Source organism: Acidiphilium sp. JA12-A1 (genome assembly GCF_000724705.2).
GTDB lineage: Bacteria > Pseudomonadota > Alphaproteobacteria > Acetobacterales > Acetobacteraceae > Acidiphilium > Acidiphilium multivorum.
The window spans coordinates 1-16,098 of sequence record NZ_JFHO01000077.1; the positions used below are offsets into that span (position 1 = coordinate 1).

At 60.6% G+C, this 16,098-nt stretch carries 16 protein-coding genes and 1 pseudogene; 8 read left to right on the top strand and 9 right to left on the bottom strand.

The window, feature by feature from the left end; translation table 11 throughout:
• Together RT91_RS14435 and RT91_RS21540 are read left to right on the top strand one after the other, a co-directional pair.
• Positions 1 to 759, top strand: a 759-nt coding sequence (locus RT91_RS14435; RefSeq protein ID WP_035187930.1) for an IS3 family transposase, incomplete at its 5' end; no start/stop codon positions are given.
• A 25-nt stretch (positions 760 to 784) separates the two neighbouring features.
• Positions 785 to 1,087, top strand: a complete 303-nt coding sequence (locus RT91_RS21540) for a hypothetical protein (RefSeq protein ID WP_152982837.1) — start codon at positions 785 to 787, stop codon at positions 1,085 to 1,087.
• A gap of 105 nt (positions 1,088 to 1,192) precedes the next feature.
• On the opposite strand, the gene RT91_RS14440 is transcribed toward RT91_RS21540, so the two are convergent.
• The 4 genes from RT91_RS14440 to RT91_RS14455 are packed head-to-tail and all read right to left on the bottom strand — an operon-like array spanning position 1,193 to position 7,073.
• On the bottom strand, positions 1,193 to 2,122 hold the full coding sequence (locus RT91_RS14440; RefSeq protein WP_035187931.1) for a restriction endonuclease: 930 nt from the start codon (positions 2,120 to 2,122) through the stop codon (positions 1,193 to 1,195).
• Complete coding sequence (locus RT91_RS14445; protein ID WP_152982838.1) at positions 2,119 to 3,294, bottom strand: hypothetical protein; 1,176 nt, start codon at positions 3,292 to 3,294, stop codon at positions 2,119 to 2,121. Before RT91_RS14445 ends, RT91_RS14440 begins: the two co-directional genes overlap by 4 nt.
• The gene (locus RT91_RS14450) at positions 3,291 to 4,916 is read right to left on the bottom strand and encodes a class I SAM-dependent DNA methyltransferase (protein ID WP_035187933.1); all 1,626 of its coding nucleotides are present in this window, start codon (positions 4,914 to 4,916) and stop codon (positions 3,291 to 3,293) included. The genes RT91_RS14445 and RT91_RS14450 overlap by 4 nt, the downstream gene beginning before the upstream one ends.
• Before the next feature lie 9 nt (positions 4,917 to 4,925).
• A complete protein-coding gene (locus tag RT91_RS14455; protein ID WP_035187934.1) occupies positions 4,926 to 7,073 on the bottom strand; it encodes a DEAD/DEAH box helicase family protein in 2,148 nt (715 codons plus the stop codon).
• Positions 7,074 to 7,499: 426 nt separating this feature from the next.
• Here RT91_RS14455 and RT91_RS14460 point away from each other — a divergent pair, with 426 nt between their 5' ends.
• The 6 genes from RT91_RS14460 to RT91_RS14485 are packed head-to-tail and all read left to right on the top strand — an operon-like array spanning position 7,500 to position 12,812.
• Complete coding sequence (locus tag RT91_RS14460; RefSeq protein ID WP_082468615.1) at positions 7,500 to 8,255, top strand: carboxylesterase; 756 nt, start codon at positions 7,500 to 7,502, stop codon at positions 8,253 to 8,255.
• Between the two features lie 59 nt (positions 8,256 to 8,314).
• On the top strand, positions 8,315 to 9,577 hold the full coding sequence (locus RT91_RS14465; protein ID WP_082468616.1) for an ABC transporter substrate-binding protein: 1,263 nt from the start codon (positions 8,315 to 8,317) through the stop codon (positions 9,575 to 9,577).
• Between the two features lie 3 nt (positions 9,578 to 9,580).
• Entirely contained in the window at positions 9,581 to 10,447 is an 867-nt protein-coding gene (locus RT91_RS14470; protein ID WP_205408977.1) for a branched-chain amino acid ABC transporter permease, read from the top strand.
• Position 10,448: 1 nt separating this feature from the next.
• A complete protein-coding gene (locus RT91_RS14475) occupies positions 10,449 to 11,384 on the top strand; it encodes a branched-chain amino acid ABC transporter permease (protein WP_051788317.1) in 936 nt (311 codons plus the stop codon).
• Positions 11,381 to 12,091: an ABC transporter ATP-binding protein gene (locus tag RT91_RS14480; RefSeq protein WP_035187938.1), complete on the top strand. Its 711-nt coding sequence runs from the start codon at positions 11,381 to 11,383 to the stop codon at positions 12,089 to 12,091. The genes RT91_RS14475 and RT91_RS14480 overlap by 4 nt, the downstream gene beginning before the upstream one ends.
• Before the next feature lies 1 nt (position 12,092).
• Complete coding sequence (locus RT91_RS14485) at positions 12,093 to 12,812, top strand: ABC transporter ATP-binding protein (RefSeq protein ID WP_035187940.1); 720 nt, start codon at positions 12,093 to 12,095, stop codon at positions 12,810 to 12,812.
• A gap of 243 nt (positions 12,813 to 13,055) precedes the next feature.
• Here the strand turns inward: RT91_RS14485 and RT91_RS14490 are convergent, their stop codons facing one another.
• The 5 genes and pseudogenes from RT91_RS14490 to RT91_RS20720 all read right to left on the bottom strand — a co-directional run bounded on the left by RT91_RS14490 (position 13,056) and on the right by RT91_RS20720 (position 16,048).
• Complete coding sequence (locus RT91_RS14490; RefSeq protein WP_152982839.1) at positions 13,056 to 14,090, bottom strand: hypothetical protein; 1,035 nt, start codon at positions 14,088 to 14,090, stop codon at positions 13,056 to 13,058.
• Between the two features lie 152 nt (positions 14,091 to 14,242).
• Positions 14,243 to 14,602 carry a hypothetical protein gene (locus tag RT91_RS21545; RefSeq protein ID WP_138919220.1) on the bottom strand — a complete coding sequence of 120 codons (360 nt, stop codon included), beginning with the start codon at positions 14,600 to 14,602 and terminating at the stop codon, positions 14,243 to 14,245.
• Positions 14,602 to 14,937, bottom strand: coding sequence for a hypothetical protein (locus RT91_RS21550; RefSeq protein WP_152982840.1), 336 nt, complete (start codon positions 14,935 to 14,937; stop codon positions 14,602 to 14,604). Before RT91_RS21550 ends, RT91_RS21545 begins: the two co-directional genes overlap by 1 nt.
• A gap of 72 nt (positions 14,938 to 15,009) precedes the next feature.
• Positions 15,010 to 15,207, bottom strand: a complete 198-nt coding sequence (locus RT91_RS23050) for a helix-turn-helix transcriptional regulator (RefSeq protein ID WP_082468617.1) — start codon at positions 15,205 to 15,207, stop codon at positions 15,010 to 15,012.
• Between the two features lie 86 nt (positions 15,208 to 15,293).
• Positions 15,294 to 16,048 (bottom strand): annotated as a pseudogene (locus RT91_RS20720) (IS5 family transposase).
• Between the last annotated feature and the right edge of the window lie 50 nt (positions 16,049 to 16,098).

A 16,098-nucleotide genomic window follows, 5' to 3' on the forward strand; every position in this document is an offset into this window, starting at 1 on the left:
ATGCGCGTGCTTGCGGGCGAGCGCCGTCGATTTGGCTATCGGCGCCTGCACTGGCTGCTCAGCCGCGAAGGAATTTCCATGAACCACAAGAAGTTTCGGCGCCTTTACCGCGAAGAACGCCTTCAGGTTCGCCGTCGCGGCGGGCGAAAGCGGGCCTTGGGCACACGATCTCCGATGACCATTCCGCAGGGCTGCAATCAGCGCTGGTCGCTGGATTTCGTCTCCGACGCCCTGACATGCGGGCGCAGGTTTCGGATCTTCGCCGTCGTGGACGATTTCAGCCGCGAATGCGTTCGCTTGATCGCCGACACGTCAATTTCGGGCGCCCGGGTGGCACGCGAGTTGGATATGGCGATCACTGAGCGCGGGGCGCGCCCGCTCATGGTGGTCAGCGACAACGGCACTGAGCTCACCAGCATGTCGATCCTGCGCTGGTCGAAAGAGCGGAACGTGGAATGGCATTACATCGCGCCCGGCAAGCCCCAGCAAAACGGGTTCGTCGAGAGCTTCAACGCCCGGCTCCGGGACGAGTGTCTGAACGAGACCTTGTTCACGAGCCTGCCTCAAGCGAGGTCCGTGCTGGCCGCCTGGCGTCACGACTATAATCATCACCGCCCCCATTCGAGCCTGGGCAACAAAACCCCGGCAGAGGTGGCGGGAAAAATCAGCGGCGCGCCGGGTTGGGGGTTAACCCCCAACCCGGCTGTTGCACCTACGCCCAATCGTGGGCATCACTCGAGGATGAGACTCTACTCCTGAATGGCGGGAACTTAGGGCTCAGACCATGACCGTCAGCAACGCGGCGACCCTCCCGCTTCAGCCTCCAGCTCGTGCGATGTTCGCCGGATATGCCCGCACGAACGGAATTAGCGCAGCGCTCAACTCATTTCCGGCCGAGGCAAGAAAGAAGTTCAAGGCACAGCTTTCTGCCTCGCGTCCGTCATGGTGGAACCCGGCCACGATCTGGGCAACTTGGCCCGACGTCCTGCGGTCAACCTTACCGATCCTTTTCGAGCCCAAACTCGTGCTCAAGCCGCTGTTTAAAAGCATTGATCTGGGACCCGATCCGGAGCTGGTCGACGATTGAGCCGATCGGCAAGCACTGTCACTATCAGAGGCCGCCGTGCAGTTGATTGCATCTGTTCCTACCAGCGAGTGCGATTACCAGCATGGCGTCCCTGGTCCCTGCCGGCTATTCGAAGAAATCCTCGTCGATTTTCTTGACGTGAAAGGTTTCTTCAATCCTGCAGCCCATATCGTGCCGTATCATGAGGCGGGTCAGATGGTCGCCATCGACCAGGACGATACGCTTGCTCAGATAATCGGCTGTTTCGCGGGCGTTGGCGGTGAAGGTCGAGGTGGTGACGAACAGGCCCTTGGCGGCTTTGTGGCGGTCGAGGCTGCCGAAGAAATCGCGGATCGCGCCCGAGCCCACGGTGTTGCCGGCGGCATAGCGCTTGGCCTGCACATAGACGCGGTCGAGGCCGAGGGCGTCCTGGTCGATAACGCCGTCGACACCATCGTCTCCGCTGCGGCCGAGGGCGCGGCCGGCATCGGATACCGAGCCGCCATAGCCCATCCTGACCAGCAGGCTCACGATCAGGCGTTCGAAGAATTCGGGCGGTGCCGCGCGCACCCGGTCGAGCAGGTCCTGCGCCAGTGCCGCCTCGATCTGCCGGTGTGCTGCGCGCATGGTTTCGTCCGGGGTCTGGCCGTTTTCGTCCCCGGCGCCGGGGGATGGTGTGGCGAGGTCGGATTGTGCTGTCGTGCGGTCGGTGAACTGGCGGAATTCAGCGAACTGGCCAAGAAACCGGTTATCGATCCGGTCGGGCTGGCCGGCCAGAACCTCATTGCCTCGCGCCGTGATCCGGAAATGGCCGCGACGCGTGTTTTCGATCAGCCCGGCCTTGGCGAGGTAGGTCTTGGCCCAATGAACGCGGTTGGCGAACAGGGTTTGCCGCCCGGAGGGCAGCAGGGCGGCCCGCGCGGCCTCGCTCAGCGAAAGCCTGTCTGCGAGGTGCCGAACCGCCTCGCCAATCCGCACCTCTCCGTGTTCGGCCAGGCGCAGAACCGGCAGCATCAGGCTTTGATAGTCGGGGATTTCGGCGGCGGGATCGGTCATGCTGATCCGAACACCTCCGCCGAAAGCCCGGCGGCCATCGCCTCGGCCTTGGCGGCGGCGGCGTCGAGGGCGCGGGCGGTGGCCTCAAGGCGCTCAGCTTGTTCGGCGAAGGCGGTTTGGAGCGAGAGGGGTGGGATCGGTATCTCCAATGCAGATAGGCGCCCCTTGGAAATACCCGGCATTGATGAAGCTGAGCCGCTCGCAAGTTTTCTGATTGCAGGTCTGAAAGAACGTAGATTGATCAGGTTACTGACATAGAGGGGAACGAAGCAGGGGGGATTGTTTGGAACCAACCGAAAGATAGTATCCGGCAGCATCCTCTTGCGCGCGCTAACATTGGCCACAGCGGCGGTCCCGACCAGATCAATCGTGTTCTTGCGCGTAAAAAGGAGATCACCATCGTGAACTTCTAGGTCGCCGCGAGGTTCGATGGTTTCCGGCAATCGTTTGGCCTCCTCTCCGACAAAGCCTGACGATTTCACCGCGCTGAGCTTCAACACGCCCCACTGGTCGGCCGTTGGCTCGCCGTCACGGCAAACTGGGCTCCATCCGCCGTCTATTCGATCGAGCAAACTACCAAACTTGACTTTTGGCCATCCCCTCGGATTGGTCGCCGGATCGCCGAACATGTCGAGGAAGAGGGCGGGGATGATGGCGCGGGCCTTGGCGCGGGCGGCGTCGGCGCGGCGCCTGATCTCCGCCGCCCGGTCCAGCAGCCCCACGATCCGCCGCTGTTCGTCGAGGGGTGGGAGGGGAATGCCGATTTTTGCAACGCTCTTCGGTTGTGCGCGCAAAAGCGAGCCGCCTACCCCGGCCACCGTGCCCATGAATTGCACATGGAACTGATCGGTCAGCAGAAAGTGTCGAATGTAGTCGCTCAAGAATGCATTGTGCCGGAAGGTGATCCACTCACTCGAAGCGATTTGACGATGCCCGTTCGACACCGAGACTTTCCATGCGCGCCGAATGTGCGGCACTATCTTTGACAGCAGAACATCCCCGTCCTGCACTGTCTTTTTTGATGACCCCACGTCGCGACCAAGGACCTGCTCGGGTTTGCCAACGTCGTAAGAGGGGATACTCCAAAGTGTGAACTGCTCATCAGGGAACGCGCTTGGATTTACGTTCGGTATGCGCGAGGGCATCAACTCGCCCAGAGGAACGACTTTCACACCGCTTCCCCCCGCATTTCCGCCCCCAGCGCCTGAATATCCCCGAGGATCGCCTCCACATCCTCCTGCAATTCCTCCAGCAATTCGCGGGGATCGCGATGCACGGCCGCCTCGCGGCTCTCGGGTCGGTAGCGGGAGGCGGAAAGATTCCAGTCCTCGCGCTCGATCGCCTCGGCGGTCGCAAACCACCAGTTTTCCGTCCAGGGCGAAGAAGCATCGCGCCCCTGCCAGTCGGCCCACATTTCGTCACGGCTGTTGAAGGCCGCGATCAGGCCGGGCAGGTCGTCCACCTCGATCGGCTGGTCGTGATTGGCGTCGAGCTTGAACCCGTCATTGCTTGCGTGCAGGAACATCACCCGCTCGGTCCGTCCGCCTTTGGCGAAGACGAGGACAGAGGTCTTCACACCGGAATAGGGCTGGAACACGCCGCCGGGGAGCGACAGCACCGCCTCGACCCGGTTGTTCTGCATCAACATGCGGCGCAGTTCCTTGTGCGCGCCGGTCGAGCCGAACAGCACCCCCTCGGGCACCACAACGCCGCAGCGACCATCCGGCTTGAGGTTGTCGATCATGTATTTGATGAACAGCAGCTCGGTTGCCGTGCTGGTTCCGATCTTCACGTCATCGACGATGCGGTCGCGGTCCAGCCGCCCCGAAAAGGGCGGATTGGCGAGAATGACATCGTACCCCTCCAGCGGCAGGCCGCGCTCGGCCTTCGCCTGCCGGTCGAAGCTGGTGGTCAGCACGTTGCGCTTGAGAATCCGCACATCCGGCAGGCCGCGGAGAGCAAGATTCATGCTGGCGAGGCTGACCATTTTCGGATCGACGTCGTTGCCATAAAACGTCTCGGTCTGGAGCGTGCGCCACTGCGCCTGATTGAGCCGGTCGCCATAGCCGCGCTCGAAGGTCTTGCCCTCCAGCTCGGCAACTTCCCTGCCATTGGCGGATGAATTCGCGAGGCGGATATGCTCGTAGGCCGCGACCAGAAAGCCCGCGGTGCCGGCGGCGGGGTCATAGACGGTTTCGCCGATTTTGGGATCGACCAGGTCGACGATGGCGCGGATGATGTGGCGGGGCGTGCGGAACTGGCCAAGCTCGCCGGCCTGCTTGATCTGACGGAGCACATGCTCGAACAGGTCGCCTTTGGTATCCGGGTCAGCCTCTTCGAGCCGCAATTCGTTCACCAGCGTCACGACCTGGGTCAGCACTGTCGGCTCGTCGATCGCAAGACGCGCCTGGGCCATGAAGCTCATGCCATAGGCATCGCCGATGCCGGCGAAGAAGGGGAACACTTCGTCGCGGACGAAGTTGACCAGTTGCTCGCCCGACATGGCATTGGCCCAGGACGACCAGCGGATCCGGTCGCGCGGAATGGTCTCGACGCCTTTGGCCGGGGCGTTGAGCGGGTTACGCAGCGCCCAGTCGCCGGCGAACAGCGAGGTGTAGTCACGGCCTGTCGCCCTGGATTGCCGGAGGTTTGCCGCGTCGATCCCCTCGATCATGTAGAAGAAGAACAGGAAGCTGAGCTGTTCGGCGTTTGAGAGCGGGTCGGGGTAGCCGCCGCCATAGAGATAGTCGCGGATCTGGTCGACCTTGCGGCGCATATCGGGGGTGAAGGGCATGGGCAGCCTTTACTCGTTGGGCGGGGTCCTGCGGGCGGGGGCGGGGTCTGGCGCGTCCGTTCCGCCCTGACCGAATACGGCGCTGTTCATCGCGGTCAAGACGTCCTCGAGTTTTGCCTCTCCGCCGAAAACCGCGCGGGCGCGCTCGAAACCGCCATTCATGGAAAGGGGCGGCTGGTCGAATCGCCAGGAGTCGAACGAAGTCAGTTCGGCGGCGTTGGCAATGATCTGTTCCTTGACCAGATGCAGCAGCCGCAACTGGTCGGCGTTGAACTGCTTCGTCTCGAGCCAGGTTTCGAATGCCGCACCAAGAGCCTCGGCATGCGCCTCCTCGGCGTCCATGAAGGCGCGGCCGGTTTCATCGACGGTCACCCATTCGCGGGTGCCGGGGTCGATTTCGTCGTGAACGTCGAGCGTGAGCAGCCGGCGGGGGCGGGAAGGGGGCTTGTCGGTCGCCCGCACGGTGACAATGCCGCCCTCGTTCGCCGTTTCATCGTCGTTGTGGCGGAGCGTGACGCCGGTGAAATCCCACATGGTGAAGCGCTTCTTGTCTGGCGCCAGACGGGTGCCGCGGCCGCGCATCTGCCGGTAGAGGATCGCGCTGTGCGTGAACCGGGCCATGACCAGATTCCGGACTTCCGGGCAGTCGAACCCCGTATCGAGCATGTTCACGCTGACCAGAATCTGAGGAAATTCCTCTTTCTTGAAGCGCTTGATCTTGGCGGGGCCATCGATCGTGTCGTCGGGTCCGGTTCCGGAAACGACGAAATCGGCATAGCGGATGGAGGGCGAGGGCTTCTTGTCGGCAAAGGCGGCATCGAACATGCGGGCGAGTGTTTCGGCATGGTGCTTGGTGACCGCGAATACGATGGTCTTGCCCGGTTCGGGCGCGCGGCGGATGCCGTTCGGTCCGGTATAGCCGTGTTCCAGCACGTCCCGGAATTCACGGACCATGGCGCGATTGCGTTCCGGAATGGTGAATTTGCGTTCCAGCACTGTGGGGTCGACCGTAAGGGGATCTTGTGTGCCGAACAGCCTGTCGAGCTCGGTCCTCGTGTTCTCGTCGAGAGCATCCCAGTCGATTTCGTTCCGTGAGACGGTGAATCCCTCGGTCGCCGCGGTTCGGGTGGTCATGGCTCGGTAGATTTCATAGGGCGTGAGGTGACCATCGGCGATCGCTTCAGCCATGGTGTAGCTATAGGTCGGCCGAGACACCTCGAAGAACCGTAATGTATCGCGGATTGAAACCCGGTCCTCGTCGTCGAGATCCGGCTCATCCTGCATGATGCAGGGTGTGGCCGTGAGGCCGACCTTCACCCCGTCAAAATGGTCGAGGGCGCGGCGCCATTTGCCGTAGATGCTGCGGTGGCATTCATCGATGATGATCAGGTCGAAATAGCCGGCAGAGTATTTTTCGTATTCGTTCACCAGCGTTTGCAGGGTCACGATGGTGACGCGTTTCTCATCCTGAAACCGGCGCCCCGTCTGCGGCACACGGTAGCAGGGCAGATGCGGCAGGTGTTCGGCGAATGCGTCCTCAGCCTGGATGGCGAGTGTCTTGCGGTCGACCACGAAAAGGGCGCGGGTAGCCCAACTGGCCTCAAACATGCGCTTGATGAAGGCGGCCGCCATGCGGGTCTTGCCCGTGCCGGTGGCCATCTCAACCAGCATCTTGCGTCGGCCTTGCACGATCTCGCGGCTGAGTGTGTCGATACAGGCGATCTGGTAGAGCCGTCCGCCGCCTCCTGCGATGCGGGTATCGATCGGGATATCGAGGGGATTCCGGCGGATATCGCGCGCCGCCTTGCGTCGGGCGAGGTCGTCCTGACTGAAGACCGTCTTCACTGGCCGGAAATGCGCGTCCTGGTCCTTGTCGCAGAACCAGATTTCCTCGCCGTTGGAGAGGAAAATGAACGGGATGCCGAGTTCGTCGGCGTAGCGGCGCCCCTGCGCTTCGCCATTGGTGAGATCGACGCTGGTCTTCTTGGCCTCGAGGACCGCCAATGCCCGGCCCTGCCGGTCGAACAGGACATAATCTGCACGGCCGCCGCTGCTCAGCGAATATTCGAACCGGATGCTCAGTCCATCGGTCAGGCGCCAGCCGGCGTCACGCAGCAGTTCGTCAATCTTGACCCGGGCGAAGGCCTCGGTCGTCATTGCACTGGAAGGACTGGTAAGGGGGAATACGAACCGGTAGACAATATCGTGTCGTCCCTGAATGCGTTCTCGATTATGACGCAAGGCTACGACAGGAATGCGGTCGTGACCAGCCGCGCGTGAACGCGTCGTGCCGCTTCATTTTGCAATTGATTGCAAGCTCGCCGCCTCACTTTGCGACACCGGCTCGATCACGGATACGTGAGCTTCAAGGATTCCCTTTACGGCTGCCAGCAGCGATGCCGGCGGGCAGCGCGCCACAGAGCCTGCCGGTGATACGCCATCGCGCGTCCGACGTGAAACCGAAATATAGAGGCTTCCCCCCTCTTCACATCCGCAGTTTACGACAGTAATTTACCATAAAGGTAAAAGATGCCGGCATCAGGGCGACTCACCTTGCTGAGCATATTCGGGAAGGAAGCGACAATGACCAAGCATGCCGTCATCGCCGGGGCTGAGGCATTTGCGTTCAACGGCAGCGACGTCGGCATTCTGGTGTGCCACGGGTTCACCGGTAGTCCATTCAGCATGCGGCCGCTTGGTGAGGCGTATCATCGCAGTGGTTACACCATAGCCGGTCCTCGCCTTGCCGGGCACGGCACCTCACCCGAGGACATGGCGGCAAGCCGGGCCCAGGACTGGATCGGTTCGGTTGAAGCGGCACTCGACGATCTTCGCGCGCGCTGCAAAACGATTTTCATGACCGGCCTTTCCATGGGCGGCACGCTTACCCTCTATATGGCAGCGCGACATCCTGAGGCATTTGCCGGAATCATCCCGATCAACGCTGTGGTGCGTCTCGATTCGCCCGACATGGCAGCTCTCGCCTTCGACAAGGGCGCGCCTACGATGGTCCCGGGCATCGGGTCGGACATCAAGAAGCCCGGCGTCGATGAGTTGGCCTACCCTGCAATTCCGGTAGCGTGTTTCGCGGAATTGCATGCGCTGGTGAGCGTGACGCATGCGTTGCTGCCTCGCATTGTTGCGCCGACGCTAATACTAACCTCGCGCGAAGACCACGTGGTGCCCCCGCTCAATGCCGGCCTGATTGCTGGCGCTATCGGCTCGGCGCGGATCGAGCAGTTATCGCTGCCAGACTCCTATCATGTCGCAACGCTCGATAACGATCAGGACCGGATCATCGCGGAAACGTTACGCTTCGTTCGCTCGATCGTCGGCTAGACGACGCTCGCAGCGTGATCGAGAGTAGATAAATCAAGAATGATCAAAGGAACGACCAGATGACGACACGCAGCGGTACTGGCAGGCGGTTTATCGAGGCGGCACTCGGTATACTGGCTATGGTTGCCGCTGGCGCAACCGCAAATGCGTCCCCCAAGACCGTGACGATCGGTGCGATCCTTCCTCTGTCCGGCCTGTTCTCGACCCTCGGCCCGCCCGAGCGAGATGCGATGCAAATGTCGATCCACAAAATCAACAAAGCAGGCGGTTTCACGGTCGATGGCAAACGATATCTGCTGAAACTGAAAGCTCTCGACGACGAGTCGAATGCGGCAACAGTCGGAATCTCCGACTATCGTAAGCTCGTCGCCGTCGATCGCGTACCGGTCCTGATCATGACGGACAGTACCCGGGCCTACGCATCGATGCTACGGCGTGATCCGGTCGCTGCGCTCAATATTCTCGACAGTACCTATCCGAGCATACTCGACGTTAACAAACACGTCTTTCTGCTCCGATCCGACACGCCAGCTTATGTGCCGGGAGCAGTCTGGTATCTCAAGAACGTTCTGCACAAGAATCGGATCGGCTTCATCGGTTCGGCCGCCGATCCCTACTCGACTGGCATCGAAACCTGGGTCAAGAAGGCGGCGCACGCTTACGGTGTGAAGATCGTCTCCGATGTGAACTATCCGGCGGGTACGACAGATTTCTCGCCATTTATCCAGAAGACCATGGCGGCCAAGCCTGACGCGATATTCCTCGGCGGCGTTACGCAGGAAGTTCTGCCGGTGGCCAAGCAACTCTATCAGATGGGAATCCGCAATCTGCCGGTCGTCCATGATTCCGGAGCGACGCCTACGCAGGCGAAACAAATCATCGGCGATACACTCTATAACAAGGTGATGGCGAATAACTACGATTTCGCCGGCACGCTGCCACAGACATCGACAGATCCGCGGACCCAGACATTCTTCAAGGCATTCAAGGCAGATTACGCGGAATATCCCGATGACCTGACGATGTGGGCCTATGACGCTCCCTACGTCATCATCGGCGCGATGCAAAAGGCAGGCAGCGTGAGTAATCGCAACAAGATCTACGAGGCGATGCTCGCCATGAAAGTTCCGCCGAAGACAATCAGCGGGTGGATTCCAACCGCCTCCGGTCGGCTCTTTCACGGCCGCGATGCCAAGACTCTCTCTGAGGGGACTAGGTGGTGCACCGCGACCAAGACGATCGCACCGGCTTTCCTGTACTTCCTCAAAGGGTTCAAGCTGACCCATAAGGACGTCGTGACGAATGGCTGTGCGGCGCACTGACGCATGCTGCTCCAGGGCCTGGCGAACGGACTCGTAATCGGTGCGCTGTTCGCCTTGTTGGGGGTGGGGTTGACCATCGTCTATGGCGTGATGGACATCCCCAATTTCGCTCAGGCCGGGGTGATCACGCTCGGTGCGTATATCATGCTGAGCCTCAATCAGGGGCTGGGGTTGAATTTCTGGCTTGCTGTCGTGATCGGCATCATCGCGACAGGCGTCATCTCGGTCCTGACAGAGCGGGTCGCTTACCGCTTTGTCAGGACGCGACCGATGGCAGCGCCCGTGGTTGCTCTTGGTCTGCTCCTCGTGCTGGACAACAGCGCCTTGGAACTGTGGGGCGGCGCGCATGTTTCGCTTTCGCCTCCTTATAGCGCGACGACCCTGCGTATTGGATCGGTCGTGGTGCCGGGAGTGGGCATTGCAGTGATCGCGCTGGCGGCACTCTCTCTCGTGGCGCTATATCTTTTGCTGCAAAGAACGAAGATCGGTCGGGCAATCCGTGCGGTCTCGCAGAACCCCGAGGCTGCCGCGATCCTTGGCATTGATCTGGAACAGCAATACATCACGGCCTTCTTCATTTCGGGAATTCTCGCTGGCATTACCGCGCTAGCCTATGCGCCCACCTATGCCGTGTTTCCCTATATGGCCGATACGATCATCCTAAACGGCTTCGTCGTCGTGATCCTTGGCGGACTCGGCAGCGTTTCGGGCGCCGTCACCGCCGGTCTCCTGCTCGGCTTTGTGGAGAGTTTCAGCGCGCTCTATGTCTCGGCAGCTTATCAGACGATGTTTGGCTTTGCCGTGCTGCTGCTCATAATCGTGGTGCGCCCGTCGGGTCTCTTCGCGACGCGCTCCCGGCGTGTCGCTTAGAATGTCGCCCAGCATCCGGGCCGTTTGGAGCCCCTATCTCGGCCTTGCGCTACTCACGGTGCTTCTGTTCACCGCATTGCAGGCATTCAATGCCTTTTATGGCGGTATCCTCGCGTCGATCCTGATCTGGACGGTGGCGACTTCCGGCCTCAACGTCGTTGCTGGATTGGGTGGCTATCCAAGTCTGATGCAGGGCGGCTTCTACGGGCTTGGTGCCTATGCGTCGACCCTCGCGCTGACCCACCATCTGCCTTTTGCCGTGGCGATCCTTGCGGCGATTGCCGTCGCCGCAGCGGCGGGGCTGGTAGTCGGGGTCGTGTTCTCGCGCACGCGCGGCCAGTATTTTGCGATCGGTACGTTGTTCTTCGGTGTTGTCATCGCGCTTGGCCTAACAAACGCGCAAGGATTGACGGGTGGTGCGCTCGGCCTCAGCGTGACCTTTGCCTTGCCGGGCAACACAGCCTTGAATGCATTGATCGCAGCGTCTGCGGGGGCGGCGATGATCCTCCTACAGTTTCTTAGCCGCCGCCGCATCGGCCTGCGGCTGGCAACGGTTCGAGAGGATGAGGATTTAGCGGAACATTTAGGTGTGCCGACAGCGCGTACAAAGCTCATCGGCTTCCTCATCTCCGCCGCGATAGGCGGCTATGCCGGCGTCCTGATCGCCCAATATAACGGCGCGATATCTCCCGATCTGTTCAACTTTACCGTTGGCTTCGTGATGTTCGTCGCCCTGAGCGTCGGCGGACCGGGGCGCGTTCTAGGACCGCTTCTCGGGAGTGCGCTGATCGTGGGTATTCCAGACCTTCTCAACCTGTCGTCCGGCATCGGCCTGCTATTGGTCGGCCTTATCTTCATCGCCATAATCATCGCCGTACCAGATGGCATGATGGGCCTGTTCGACCGGCTGGCCAGCACGATTGGTTGGCGTGCATGAACGTTTTGCTCGAGGCGGAGGAAGTGTCCAAGCGCTTCGGCGGTGTGCGCGCCGTCGACGGCATGAGCTTGCGCGTGCCGGAAGGGACTATCCTTGGCATCATTGGGCCTAATGGTTCGGGCAAGACGACCTTTCTCGGCTTGCTCAGCGGAACGTTTAGGCCGAGCTCAGGTCGGATCAGCCTCAAGGGCCGTCGTATCGATGGTATTGCCGCGCATCGCACGGTGGAACTGGGCATTGCCCGTACGTTTCAGACCACGCGTCTGTTCCCGCGTTGGAACTTGCGGCAGAATCTCGACGTCGCCGCGCAGGCGACGGCCGCGAAGGGATCGATCGGCCCTACGCTCGCACCGCTGGCGCTCACGGGGCTCGATCATCGGGCAGAAACGATCTGTGGCGGGCTGTCGAATGCCGAGCAACGCCTCGCGATGATCGCTGTTGCGCTCGCGACGCGGCCGCAATTGCTGTTGCTCGACGAACCGGCGGTCGGCATGTCGCCATCCGAGGCTGGTGAACTCGGCCGGGTGATCCGCCGCATTCGCGACGAAGCCGGGATCACCGTGATGATCGTCGAGCACAACATGCATCTGATGATGGGACTGGCCGACCGGATCGTTGCCATGAATGCGGGCCGCCTCCTCGCTGAAGGAACGCCCGAGGACATCAGGCAGCACCCGGATGTCATCTCCGCGTATCTGGGAGGCTGAGATGGCGTTGCTCGAGGTCGAGAACATCTCGGTAACGTTCGGCGGCGTGCCGGCGCTCCGCAATGTCTCTCTCGCCGTCGCGGAGCACGAGGCGGTGGCGGTACTCGGGGCAAACGGCGCCGGGAAGACGACCCTCTTGCGCGCCGTCATGGGCCGCGTTCCGCTTGCGAGCGGGCGCATCATCCTGGACGGCACAGCGATCGAGGCGCTGCGGACCAGGTTGCGCGTCGCATCGGGGCTCTCACTTTGTCCCGAAGGCCGCCAGGTCTTCCCGTCCATGAGCGTCCAGGACAATCTCCTGCTGGGCGCCTATCTCGCACCAGGCGCCGAAGCCGCACGCAGGCTTGATGCCATTTACGAAAAGCTGCCCGTGCTGCGCGCGCGACGTCGTGAGCTTGCCGGCAGCTTCAGCGGTGGCGAGCAGCAACTCGTTGCGGTTGGCCGTGCCCTGATGGCGAGGCCGCGCGTCCTGTTGATGGACGAACCTTCGAGCGGCCTCTCGCCTGTCGCGATTACGACGATCAGGACTATTCTTCGGGATGTCGCGGATTCGGGTACAGCGATCCTGCTTGTCGAGCAGAATGTGCAACTCGCCGTAACGCTGACGGAACGGTGCTATGTCCTCAATCGCGGTGTCGTCGATGCCGCAGGCTCGACTGCCGAACTCACGCAGGATCCCGTTCTTGCCGATACCTATCTGGGCGGGCGCGCCACCGGCTGACCGAGAGCCGGCTTCTCGCATCTTCACAGGCAATTCCAGCGCGCCATTGCCACTGCCATGAAGTCATTTCTAAGTGAGATCAGCACTCAGGATCGTGGCTGATCCGGTGATAGCGCCTGGTGCCCGTCGCTGATCCGCTGGGCGGTCAGAAGAAGCACGACCAGTAACGCCCGGAATGCCGGGGTCGATTCGGTCAGGACGGTTCTCAGCATCCTCCGGCCAGGGCCGGTTCTGGTCTGAGCCTCATTTCTGTTCAGCCAACACCCTTTGCAGGCGCCGGTGTCCTCTGTAGGCGATACTCAAGCCTGCAAGTGCGAAAAAGCCGCCCTCAAGCCAGAATAGGTAGCCTAGACCACCGGCCTCACCAGGAATTTTATCGTGCAGAGCGAGGTTGCGACGCAGTACGGCCGTCCAGGGGCCGACCCCGAAGCCATGCCGACGGTAAGTATACGCGACATCGGCACGTGGGCCGCCGAAAGACAGATCGCCCTCTATCGGCCCCGACGGATCGGGGGTGTCGTCCGGGTCATGGTAGCCGGGTATCGTGACATCGCGTTCAAGGAGATAGACGCGGTCGCCGGGGTGCCATCCTGGTGGCAGAAGGGCGGTGTAGTAGTCGCGGTAGGAGTTACCCCTGATGGTATAATTCCTTGTCAGCATGGCGTCGAAGTTCGGCCTCGCACTAATGATACGAACCCAATGACTAGCGTTCCCGATCTCGATAGGCTTGCGGAGAGGCACAGTCACTTTGGTGAGCGGTTGTCCGGCATCGGCGTCGGCTGCGGCGCGCACCCAGATCGAAATGACGAATGCCGCGCCGATCGAGATTGCCACCATCCACAATCCCAAGCGGCGCATGCGGCGCGCAATCCGAATACGTCCATCATGATCGGACTGATCCCAAGTGATCCGCCCAGCCTCTATGATCTCGGCTCTGGAGCGGAATGCGTTGGCCATTTGTAGGTCAAGATCGGCCAGTGCGCTGCTATCAGGTCGAATACGATGCAAGGCGCGCGCTGCGTAAAGCGGCCCGAGAAAGATTACGAAGGCGGCCAGCAAAGCTGTCAGGATGGCGTTCGAACCCCCGAAGATGCCGTTTTCGAGACGAAGGACGATCGCAAACGGGCCGCGGTCCGTCACCACGCCATAGACGACTGCACCATAGGCACCTAGCCACCAGGCGAGAAGCATCATGGCGAGTAGCCATGGTGCGACGACGTGGGTAGCTGGCTTTCTTTTGGCTACAGCGTGTTGATGATGAGGGTTTTTGGATTTCATGCTGGGTCCGCTAATGCCCTTATGTATTTATCTCACCCTGGATGCCGGAGCCTCCAAAGCTCTATTAATACTGGCACTAGCGCCGCACTGGCCAGCCTTGAGCCCAGGCATGCAATTGCCGTTGCCAGAAGCGCAGCCGGTCGTCTGGCTGCTCATGGCGATGTCTCGAATTGGTTTCTCCCGTCGATTAGCCATTGTGCCCAATCGGGATTAACCGGGCTTACAGCATTGACTTCAATGATAAAGCTGAGGCCAAGCAATATCGCTTTAAGGTTTGGAGCTGGAAATTGGCTTGAGGATACCAGCAAGTTAAAATAAATATTATCGCCGTTACCACATGCCGCTTCATAAAAAGGTCGAAAAATAATGACTTCAATACTGGCGTTTTTCAAAGTCGATTTTATAGTGGCGATTTGTTCCCGGTCTTTTGTTCCGACCCAATTGTAACTACCCCCGACGAAAGTGAAGAAACATGGCGATGGATTTTGTTCGACGATGGTCTGGTTGCTCATCACAAGTATTCAACCTTTAAAATATCGCGTGCCAAAGAAACCATCTTGGTAATCAGGGCGGAGATTTTCGGGGTTTTATTCCAACTTGTTTCGTCATAAAAATAACTTGGTAACGCGGCAATATTTAATATAGTCCCCCGCGCCCGTGGATCATTACTCGATAACCCCCTAAGCAGCGTTATGTAATGGTCTAATAGCTCACACTGGCCATCTTGACCATTGATATTTCCCTCGCCCGGGTGATCGGGTACCGCATCAACCATTGCTGCCTTTAGCTTCAACATGACACTTATCAATTGTTGACTACGGGGAATGGTCGTTTTGTTGTCAGGCATTGGTTTGACTCTCCTTTGTCAAGTCAAAGGCCCTCAATCGCCATTAGCCGAATGTCTTCCGGCGTCCGGTAATCAAAATTCCGTCCATCTCGCAGCATCCCGAATCGTCCATAAAGCGACCCGAACGTGAACGAAAATATTCTCTATCACGTCGACCGCTCCAGGAATCTCTTTGCTCTCCAGTCGGCGGAGGGCGTTCCGGCTCACCCCGGACATCGATGCAAGCTGACGTTGCGACAGTCCTGATACGTCCCGAAGGCTCCGAATAATGTCGCCCCAAGGGGTTCTGACGGGTTTACGGAGGCGCTGGGGTGTTTACTTTCTGCGAACTACGACGGGCATTTTAGGTTCTGGACTCAACTGATCCACGCGGTGACGGCGAGGACGAGGCAGATCCCGGCGAGGAAGTTTCGTGCGGTCTTGTCGTAACGTGTAGCGATGGCGCGCCAGTCTTTGAGCCTGCAGAAGGCACGCTCGATGAGATTGCGCTTTCTGTAGGCGACGGGGTCGAAGGGCGGTATGGCGCGGCGGTTTGGCATGGGCGAGATCACCGGCCTTGTGCCCTGCCTGGTGAGGAAGGCGCGGAGGTCATCGGCGTCGTAGGCCTTGTCGGCGATCAGGTCTTCTGGCGGTGGCATGGTGGGGAGAAGCGCTCGGGCGCCACTGATATCGGAGGCCTGTCCCGGCGTCAGGAGGACGGCGGCGATGCGCCCCAGGTCATCCGCGACGGCGTGGATCTTGGTCGTCCGTCCACCCCTCGACCGGCCGATGGCCTGGCTTTGCGCCCCCCTTTACCGCCCGCGGCCGCGCGATGTGCCCGAACCGAGGTGCTGTCCACCATGGCGATGCGCGGGGGATCCGCGCAGGCGACAAGGGCCGCGAAGATCTCCTGCCAGAGGCCACGCTGGCTCCAGCGGTTGAACCGGTTGAACACCGTGGTCCGCGGCCCATAAGCCTCCGGAAGTGCGCGCCACCGCAAGCCCTCGCGAAAGCGATGCAGGATGCCACTCAGAACCCGGCGATCGTCCACCCGCGGTTTGCCGCCGAGCTTGGGCAACAGCGGCTCGATCGCAGCCCATTGCGCGTCGTTCAGCCAGAATAATTCCGCCATGATCCAAACCCTCCGTAGAGACTTGAATCAAAACTCCCGTAGTCATGGCA